The 9146-nt window shown below is 51.7% G+C and carries 9 protein-coding genes; 5 read left to right on the forward strand and 4 right to left on the reverse strand.

The window, feature by feature from the left end; translation table 11 throughout:
- Window positions 1–160: 160 nt before the first annotated feature.
- From pdxH to ACTHUE_RS07235, 3 genes are all read left to right on the forward strand, one after another.
- Window positions 161–793 carry a pyridoxamine 5'-phosphate oxidase gene (pdxH, locus tag ACTHUE_RS07225; protein ID WP_440361113.1) on the forward strand — a complete coding sequence of 211 codons (633 nt, stop codon included), beginning with the start codon at window positions 161–163 and terminating at the stop codon, window positions 791–793.
- Between the two features lie 159 nt (window positions 794–952).
- Window positions 953–2011, forward strand: coding sequence for a pseudouridine synthase (locus ACTHUE_RS07230; protein ID WP_440361114.1), 1059 nt, complete (start codon window positions 953–955; stop codon window positions 2009–2011).
- A gap of 251 nt (window positions 2012–2262) precedes the next feature.
- On the forward strand, window positions 2263–3855 hold the full coding sequence (locus ACTHUE_RS07235) for a vWA domain-containing protein (protein WP_440361115.1): 1593 nt from the start codon (window positions 2263–2265) through the stop codon (window positions 3853–3855).
- 53 nt (window positions 3856–3908) lie between these two features.
- On the opposite strand, the gene rlmB is transcribed toward ACTHUE_RS07235, so the two are convergent.
- From rlmB to ACTHUE_RS07250, 3 genes are all read right to left on the reverse strand, one after another.
- The gene (rlmB, locus tag ACTHUE_RS07240; protein WP_004520319.1) at window positions 3909–4658 is read right to left on the reverse strand and encodes a 23S rRNA (guanosine(2251)-2'-O)-methyltransferase RlmB; all 750 of its coding nucleotides are present in this window, start codon (window positions 4656–4658) and stop codon (window positions 3909–3911) included.
- Between the two features lie 62 nt (window positions 4659–4720).
- Window positions 4721–5029, reverse strand: a complete 309-nt coding sequence (locus ACTHUE_RS07245) for an AzlD family protein (protein WP_049335252.1) — start codon at window positions 5027–5029, stop codon at window positions 4721–4723.
- Window positions 5026–5736 carry an AzlC family ABC transporter permease gene (locus tag ACTHUE_RS07250; RefSeq protein ID WP_049335254.1) on the reverse strand — a complete coding sequence of 237 codons (711 nt, stop codon included), beginning with the start codon at window positions 5734–5736 and terminating at the stop codon, window positions 5026–5028. Before ACTHUE_RS07250 ends, ACTHUE_RS07245 begins: the two co-directional genes overlap by 4 nt.
- Before the next feature lie 102 nt (window positions 5737–5838).
- On the opposite strand from ACTHUE_RS07250, the gene ACTHUE_RS07255 reads away from it, so the two are divergent.
- Both ACTHUE_RS07255 and ACTHUE_RS07260 read left to right on the forward strand, forming a co-directional pair.
- Window positions 5839–6813 (forward strand): PhoH family protein, encoded by a 975-nt coding sequence (locus tag ACTHUE_RS07255; RefSeq protein WP_004520317.1) that lies wholly within the window; start codon window positions 5839–5841, stop codon window positions 6811–6813.
- 121 nt (window positions 6814–6934) lie between these two features.
- Window positions 6935–7921, forward strand: a complete 987-nt coding sequence (locus tag ACTHUE_RS07260) for a malate dehydrogenase (protein ID WP_003680720.1) — start codon at window positions 6935–6937, stop codon at window positions 7919–7921.
- 50 nt (window positions 7922–7971) lie between these two features.
- Here the strand turns inward: ACTHUE_RS07260 and ACTHUE_RS07265 are convergent.
- A partial coding sequence (locus ACTHUE_RS07265) for an NAD-dependent succinate-semialdehyde dehydrogenase (protein WP_440423180.1) occupies window positions 7972–9146 on the reverse strand: 1175 nt, incomplete at its 5' end.

Here is a 9146-nt window from a genome sequence, read left to right on the forward strand (position 1 = left end):
AATCGGCCATTTTCGGATTTAAGATTTTCAGTTCGACTTCGGTTTGCATGACAGGACTCCGTATTGTTCTATATTGGAAAGGGCTACGATTATACACAAATGCCCTTGAGGCCGTCTGAAAAAACGGGGTATGATTCAGTCAAACCTAAGGAGAAAAATCATGGAACTGCACAATATCCGCGAAGATTACAGCAAACGCGAGCTGTCGGAAGCCGAATGCCACGCCGACCCGATTGTCCAATTCGAGCAATGGCTGAACGAAGCGATTCACGCCGAAGTCAACGAGCCGACAGCGGTCAATGTTGCCGCCGTAGGCGAAGACGGCAGGCCCAACAGCCGTATGGTACTGCTGAAAGAAGTCAACCCCAAAGGCTTTGTTTTCTTTACCAATTACCACAGCCGTAAAGGACGCTCCTATACGGCACACCCTTTTGCCGCCATGACTTTTTTCTGGCCGGAACTCGAACGCCAAGTGCGCATTGAAGGACGCATTGAAAAACTCGATGCCGCCGCTTCGGACGAATATTTTGAAAGCCGCCCGTATACCAGCCGTATCGGCGCATGGGCAAGCGCGCAAAGCGAAGTGATTTCCAGCAAAACCGTATTGGTGGCCAAGGCCGCGGCCGTCGGTGTCAAACATCCCCTGCATGTTCCCCGCCCGCCGCATTGGGGCGGATACCTCGTTATTCCCGACCGTATCGAATTCTGGCAAGGCCGCCCCAGCCGCCTGCACGACCGCATCCAATACCGCCTGGTTGACGGCAACTGGATACGCGAACGCCTTTCGCCATAATTTTCGGATTTTCAAACAAAAATTTACTGGTTGAGTTACAATACAGCCTTTCATCGGCAGGCCGTCTGAATCTGATTTTCAGACGGCCTTTTCCCCCAATCCAACCCCTGCCGCAACTGCCGCAGAAGAACCGCTTTTTCAAGCGAGTTAGGAAAAATCATGTCCAAACAGCCTTCCAGCAAACGCCAATGGCGCGACGGCGTATCATCTACCGCCAAAAAACCTTCCAAACCGGTCAAATCCTTTGCCAATAAAAAACGTCCAGACGACGAGCGCAAAACATCAGGCAAACCTTACGGCCAAAAAGTTTCAGACGGCCCCAAAGCTCAAAATACCGCACCTAAACAACGTGCTGCCAAAGCCAAAAAACTGGTGGTCCGCAACCCAAACCAAAAAATCATGGAGCACGCCCGCGATTTGAAAGAACGCCGCAGCGACCTTTCCCGCTTCGAACCCGAGCGCCTGCAAAAAGTCCTGGCCGCTTCCGGCGTCGGCTCACGTCGTGAAATGGAAGAATGGATTAGCAACGGCTGGGTAACGGTCAACGGCCGCGTAGCCCAACTGGGTGAAAAAGTCACGCCCGACGATCATGTTACCGTCAAAGGCAGCATCATCAAACTCAAATGGGCAGACCGCCTGCCACGCATCATCCTCTACTACAAACAAGAAGGCGAAATTGTTTCCCGCGACGACCCGCAAGGCCGTGTCAGCATTTTCGATCGCCTGCCGCAAGCAGCCAGCAGCCGCTGGGTAGCCATCGGCCGTTTGGACATCAATACCAGCGGCCTTTTGATCCTGACCACCTCAGGCGAACTTGTTCAACGCTTTGCCCACCCCAGCTTTGAAGTCGAACGCGAATACGCCGTACGCGTATTGGGCGAGTTGACCACCGAACAAATGCGCGTCCTGACCGAAGAAGGCGTGATGCTCGAAGACGGTTTGGCAAAAGTCGAACGCATCTACGAACAAGGCGGCGAAGGGGCAAACAAATGGTATAACGTCGTCATCAAAGAAGGCCGAAACCGCGAAGTACGTCGCATTTTTGAAAGCCAAGGCCTGACCGTCAGCCGCCTTGTCCGCGTAGGCTTCGGCCCCATCGGCCTGCCAAACCGCCTAAAACGCGGCCAGTTCTACGAACTCAATCCGGCAGAAGTCGCCAACATCATCAAATGGGCAGATATGCTGCTGCCAGGCGAACGTCGCCGGAAGAAAAGTTAATGTAAGATAATTCGGGGCTGAGGCCTTTACAAAATCGTCTCAGCCCGACAAAATCTTGCCCAAGTCATAAACATAGTGGGTTAAGTTTAAACCAGTACCGCATTACTCCGCCTTGTCCTGATTTAAACTTAACCCACTATTCACACATTAAAATTCAAAAAAAGTAACTCAGCGCCAGCGTTAACTCTGCCAATACACTGCCATCAACACTTTTAACAATCAGCATGTGATATTTCCCAGGAGCTTAAATCATGCCCCGTTTCTTCCTGAAAACCATTTCCATACTCACTTTAGCGGCTTTGACTGCGTGTTCCGGTCCACTCGACCGATCAGACTCGTCAACCGAAAATCTTCAGGGCGCACCGGACTCAACATTGCCTGCTGCTGCCGTTGCTGAAGAAAATCTGTCTCTTACAGAAAACACTGAACGCTACCAAGAACAACCTGACCAACCGGTTAAATCCGTTGCTCAAGAACCTGTTTCCACATTCAGCATCGATGTCGATACCGGCAGCTACGCCAACGTCCGCCGATTTCTGAACAGCGGCGAACAGCCGCCTACAGATGCTGTACGAATTGAGGAAATCATCAATTACTTCCCTTATAACTATCCACTGCCTACTGACGGCCGTCCATTTGCCGTTCACACTGAAACCATTGATTCTCCATGGCAACCGGAAGCCAAGCTGATCAAAATCGGTATCCAAGCACAAGACACGGCAAAGAAAGATCTTCCGCCTGCCAATCTTGTGTTCCTCGTGGACGTATCCAGCAGCATGGATGAAAAAAATAAACTTCCGTTGGTTCAAAAAACGCTGCAGATCTTGACCCAACAATTACGTCCTCAGGACAAAGTTACCCTGATTACCTATTCATCAGGCGAAGAGCTGGTACTTCCGCCTACATCAGGTTCAGATAAAGAAACCATCCTGAAGGCCATCGACAAACTGAAAGCCGAAGGCTCGACTTCGGGCGAATCCGCTTTACGCATGGCCTACGAAGAAGCGCAAAAAGCCTTTGTACCCAACGGCATCAACCGTATCCTGCTGGCAACCGATGGCGACTTTAACGTTGGCGTATCTGATACCGAGACGCTCAAATCCATAGTTGCCGAAAAACGTAAAACCGGCGTTTCACTCAGCACGCTAGGCTTCGGTACAGACAATTACAACGAAGACATGATGGAACAAATTGCCGATGCAGGCGACGGCAATTACAGCTATATCGACAATGAAAAAGAAGCGAAAAAAGTTCTGCAGCAGCAACTGACTTCCACGCTTGCCACCGTTGCGCAAGATGTCAAAATCCAAGTCGAATTTAATCCTGCCACTGTCAAAGAATACCGCTTGGTCGGCTACACCAACCGCACCTTGCGCAATGAAGACTTCAACAATGACAAAGTAGATGCGGGCGATATCGGCTCAGGCCACAGCGTGACCGCCATCTATGAAATCATTCCGGCAGGCAAAAACGGCTGGCTGAACGAATCACGCTATCAAAAAGCCCCTGCCGTCAAAGGCAGTAAAAACGAATACGCCTTTGTCAAAGTACGCTACAAACTGCCCGGAGAAAAAGACAGCAAGTTGATGGAACAAGCAATTCCCGTTGGCAGCAAACTGCTGGAGCAAGCCGATAAAGACACCCTACTTGCCCTTGCCGCAGCTTCCTATGCCCAAGCCCTGCGCGGCGGTGAATACAACGGCAAACTGGGCTGGAGCGACATCGAAAAAATGGCGCAGCAAGTCCAAGGCAACGATCCGTTTGAACTGAAATCGGAATTTCTCCAATTGGTACGCATTGCCGCCGGTAGCGAAAAGAAATCAGGTCCTTTGGTTAAAGAATAAAACCTGAAAAAGGCCGTCTGAAAAATATTCAGACGGCCTTTTAATTAAACTTTTTATTTTTCCGATTTCAACACCCGTTGACGGCGGGTTTCACTCAATACCATGCCCGCGCTGACGGAAACGTTCATGCTTTCTACCGTGCCAAACATCGGAATCGATACCAGCATATCGCAATGCTCGCGCGTCAGGCGGCGCATGCCTTCGCCTTCATTGCCCATTACCCAAGCCACGCTGTCAGGCAGGTCGCAGTGGTAAAGGTCGGAGTCGCCGCCCATGTCTGTGCCGACAATCCAAATGCCGTATTCTTTCAATTCACGCAAAGTACGGGCAAGATTGGTTACGGTAATATACGGCACAGTTTCCGCCGCGCCACAGGCAACTTTGCTGACGGTCGCATTCAGGCCGGCGCTTTTGTCTTTGGGCGCAATCACGGCATGTACACCCATCGCATCGGCAGTACGCAGGCACGCGCCAAGGTTGTGCGGGTCGGTAATACCGTCTAATACCAGCAAAAACGGCGGTTCGCTCAGGTTTTCCAACACATCTTCCAAATGAACATGGTTTTTGGAAGCATCGATAAATCCGACCACGCCCTGATGACGCGCCCCTTTGCTGATGGCATTCAGGCGGTCGGCATCAGCAAAATGCACGCGTACGTTTTCAGAGGCCGCTTTATCCAATACATCGCGGGTGCGCGCATCAGATTTGCCCTCTTGGATATAGAGTTCGGTAATCGATTTCGGGTTTTGCCACAAACGGGCATTGACGGCGTGAAAGCCATAGATGAGTCGTTGGTTTGCCATGTTTTTGCTTTATCAAAAAATTTAGATGGCCATTATAACAAGTAAGGCCGTCTGAAAATTTTTTATTTCATCAAATAACCGAGTATGCCCGAAGTGCCAACGCCGATTAATACCGTCACCAACATCGAAAACCGGCTGGCCACCAATACCGTCAAAGCAATGGCAATCAACTCATGCGGTTTGTCCGACACAAAATAAGGCGCAATTACAGAAATCAACACGCAGCCCGGCGCAGCCTCCATCACCACTTGCGCGCGACGGCTCAACATACGGTTGCGCAATGCAAAAAAGCCGATTAATCGGGTTGAATAAGTAACGGCCAACATGCTTAAAAACAGCAAAAACGATTGCAGCGACAACAAATCCTTCATTTTTGCTCTCCCCACACATACGCCGCCAACAAGCCCGACAACGTCCCGGCCGGAACATACCATGCGCCATCCACGGTCAAATAAGTTGCGCACGCCACAATCAAGCTGACAAACCAAGGGCGTGAAGCCGCAAAGCTCTTCCACATACCGCGCAGCAACACTAAAAACACCGCAGGAAACGCCATGCCGAAGCCCCAAGCCGCCACATCGCCGAACATCGGGCCGACTGCCGCGCCAAACGCCGCAAAACCAATCCACGTTACATACAAAATAAAACACACGCCGGCATAAAACGGCATATTGAATGCAGGCAAACCTGCCGCCTTACGCTTTTGAATTTCAGCAAATGCCATTGCCCAGCTTTCATCACACATAAAAAACAGCGCGGGCATCGCCTTTTTCAGCGGCATATCCCTCATATACGGCGCAATCGCCGCACCCATCAGGATATGGCGCGAATTAATCATAAACGTAACTGTTGCAATCAGCATAATTGGCAAAGGATTTGCCCACAAATTGACTGCGGCAAATTCCGAACCTCCGGCAAAGTTCATGCCCGTCATCAACAGCATTTCCAGCCAGCTCATGCCCTTTTGCCCGCCCTGCATGCCCAAAATCAGCGCCCACGGCAACAAGCCGATCAGCATGGGGGAACATTCTTTGATACCGCGCAGAAATTCCGATTGAGGAGAAGCAGTGTGATTCATTTTGATTGAAACGGTTTATTAAAAAGAAGCGACGTATTATAAAGCAGGCCGTCTGAACAAGGGTATAATACGGAAAAATTAGATTTATTTACGGAAACCAATATGACCCACACCGTCCATCTGCAGTTTGAAGAAATTGACAATACCGTGTTGCAACGCCTGTGCGGCGCGCTCGACAGCAATCTCGAAGCCTTAGGTAAAGCCCTTGATATCCAAATCAGCCGCCGCTTCGAACATTTCACCTTCATGGGCGAACTGGCACACGCCGGCCGCCGTGCCTTGCTGTCGCTTGCCGAAGCCGCAGAAAAAGGCGACTTAGACGACAACGCCATCAGCCTAGCGGCCGTTGAAGCCAAAACCGCAGATGAAAAACACGAAGAGAAACACCACGACCAACAATACTATTTCCGCACCAAACGCGGCAGCATCGGCGGCCGCACCCCGCGCCAAAACGGCTATATCCGCGCCTTGCTCAACCACGATGTCGTGTTCGGCTTAGGCCCTGCCGGTACGGGTAAGACCTATCTTGCCGTTGCCGCCGCCGTCGATGCCATGGAAAAACATCAAATCGAACGCATCGTTTTGGTGCGCCCAGCAGTCGAAGCAGGCGAAAAATTAGGCTTCCTGCCGGGCGATTTGGCGCAAAAAGTCGATCCCTACCTGCGACCGCTTTACGATGCGCTTTACGATTTGATGGGTTTCGACCGTGTAACCAAACTGATGGAAAAAGGTTTGATTGAAATTGCGCCGCTGGCCTATATGCGCGGCCGCACCTTAAATGGCGCGTATGTCATTTTGGACGAAGCGCAAAACACTACGCCCGAACAAATGAAAATGTTCCTGACCCGTATCGGCTTCGGTGCCAAAGCAGTCATTACCGGCGACATCAGCCAAATCGACCTGCCGCGCAACATCAAATCCGGCTTGAAAGATGCACGCGAAAAACTGCGCGATGTAGAAGGCCTGTATTTCCACACCTTCACCAGCGAAGACGTCGTCCGCCATCCTTTGGTGCAAAAAATCGTCGAAGCCTATGAAGCTGCCGAAGAACAAGCCGAAAAGAAAAACGGCGAATAATCTTTTCAAACACTTAAGGCCGTCTGAAAATCAAATTTCAGACGGCCTTACTACATCATTCTCCCCATAATACTGCTATAATCCGAAAATCAAGTAAAACAACGACTTCAAAAGGAAAAATATGACCCTCAAGCCACCCGTCCGAATTGCCGTTACCGGCGCGGCAGGCCAAATCGCCTACGCCACCCTCTTCCGTATCGCCGGCGGCATCATGCTCGGACGCGACCAACCCGTTATCCTACAGCTGCTCGACCTGCCGCAGGCACAACAGGCATTGCGCGGCGTGATTATGGAAATGCAGGATTGCGCCTTCCCGCTCCTTGCCGACATCTTCGCCACAGACGACCCCGAAGTCGCCTTCAAAGATGCCGACATCGCCCTCTTGATTGGAGCGCGCCCGCGTACGCAAGGCATGGAGCGCGCCGACTTGCTGCACGCCAATGGCGAAATTTTCAAAGTACAAGGCGCGGCGTTGAACAAAGTTGCCAATCGCAACGTTAAAGTCCTCGTTGTCGGCAACCCGGCCAATACCAACGCCTACATCGCCATGAAATCTGCACCCGACATCCCTCCGGAAAATTTTACCGCCCTGATGCGTCTCGACCATCACCGCGCCGTCAGCCAAATTGCCGAAAAAATCAACCGCCCGATTACTTCCATCGAGCAAATGTGTGTCTGGGGCAACCACAGCCCGACTATGTACGCCGACTACCGCTACGCCACCAGCAACGGCGAGTCCGTCCAAGACATGATTACCGAACCCGACTGGAACACCGAAGTCTTCATGCCGAAAATTGCCGGACGCGGTGCCGCCATTATTGCCGCACGCGGTTCATCATCCGCTGCCTCTGCCGCCAATGCCGCCATCTACCACCTGCGCGACTGGTTGCTCGGCAGCAGTGGTAAATGGATAACCATGGGCGTTCCATCCGACGGCTCTTACGGCATTCCCGAAGGTTTGATTTTTGGCTTCCCCGTCATTTGTGACGAAGGCAGCTACCGCATCGTCCAAGGCTTGGACTTGTCGGATGAATTCAGCCAAAAACGTATCGCCGCTACGCTGGCCGAATTGGAAGAAGAGCGTTCAGCCATCCAGGATCTACTCTAAAACAAAGGCCGTCTGAAAACCAAATTTCAGACGGCCTTTACTGTACAGCCTTATTCCGCCATATCAATACACAAATATTTCAATTCCAAATATTCGTCCACACCATATTTACTGCCTTCACGTCCCAAACCGCTGCGTTTTACGCCGCCAAACGGTGCTACTTCATTACTGATTAAGCCCGTATTGATGCCGACCATGCCGTATTCCAAGGCTTCGCCGACGCGCCATTGACGGGCGGTGTCAGAGGTAAAAAGGTAAGCTGCCAAACCGTATTCCGTATTGTTCGCAGCCTCGATAACTTCGGCTTCGGTTTCAAAACGGAACACCGGACACAAAGGTCCGAAGGTTTCCTCGCGAGCTACCGCCATTTGCGCCGTAACGCCGCTTAAAACAGTCGGCTCAAAAAATGTTCCGCCCAACGCGCTGCGTTTGCCGCCAGTCAGGCAAACCGCGCCTTTGGAGAGCGCGTCGGCGATGTGCTGCTCGACTTTCTCCACCGCTTTTTCCTCAATCAATGGCCCTTGGTTGACGCCTTCATCCAAGCCGTTGCCCAATTTGAGCGCAGCCACTTTTTCACTTAATTTGCTGCAAAATTCGTCGTAAATGCCGGATTGAGCGTAAACGCGGTTGGTGCAGACGCAGGTCTGACCGCTGTTGCGGAACTTGCTGGCCAGAGCGCCTTCAACGGCTTTGTCCAAATTGGCATCGTCAAACACGATAAACGGCGCATTGCCGCCCAGTTCCAAACTGAGTTTTTTAATGTCTGCCGCGCTGTCGGCAAAAATCTTCGCGCCGACTTCGGTTGAGCCAGTAAAGCTGATTTTGCGCACAGTCGGATTCGTGGCAAATTCATGGCTGATTTCCGAAGCACTACCGCTGACAACAGGCAACAAATCCTGCGGCACGCCGGCTTCATAAGCCAAAACGACCAATGCATACGCACTCAAAGGCGTGAGCGATGCAGGTTTAACTATCATCGCACAGCCCACCGCCAAAGCAGGCGCAGCCTTGCGCGCAATCATCGCAGACGGGAAGTTCCACGGCGTAATCGCAGCGGTAACGCCGACAGGCTGTTTCAGTACAACCAGTTTTTGCGACGCTTTCACACTTGTCAGCACATCGCCGTCAATCCGCCGCGCCTCTTCCGCAAACCAGCGCACAAACGAAGCCGCATAATCAATTTCACCACGCGCCTCAGTCAGGCTTTTGCCCTGCTCCATCGTCA

This window comes from Neisseria sp. P0021.S005, from assembly GCF_051956955.1.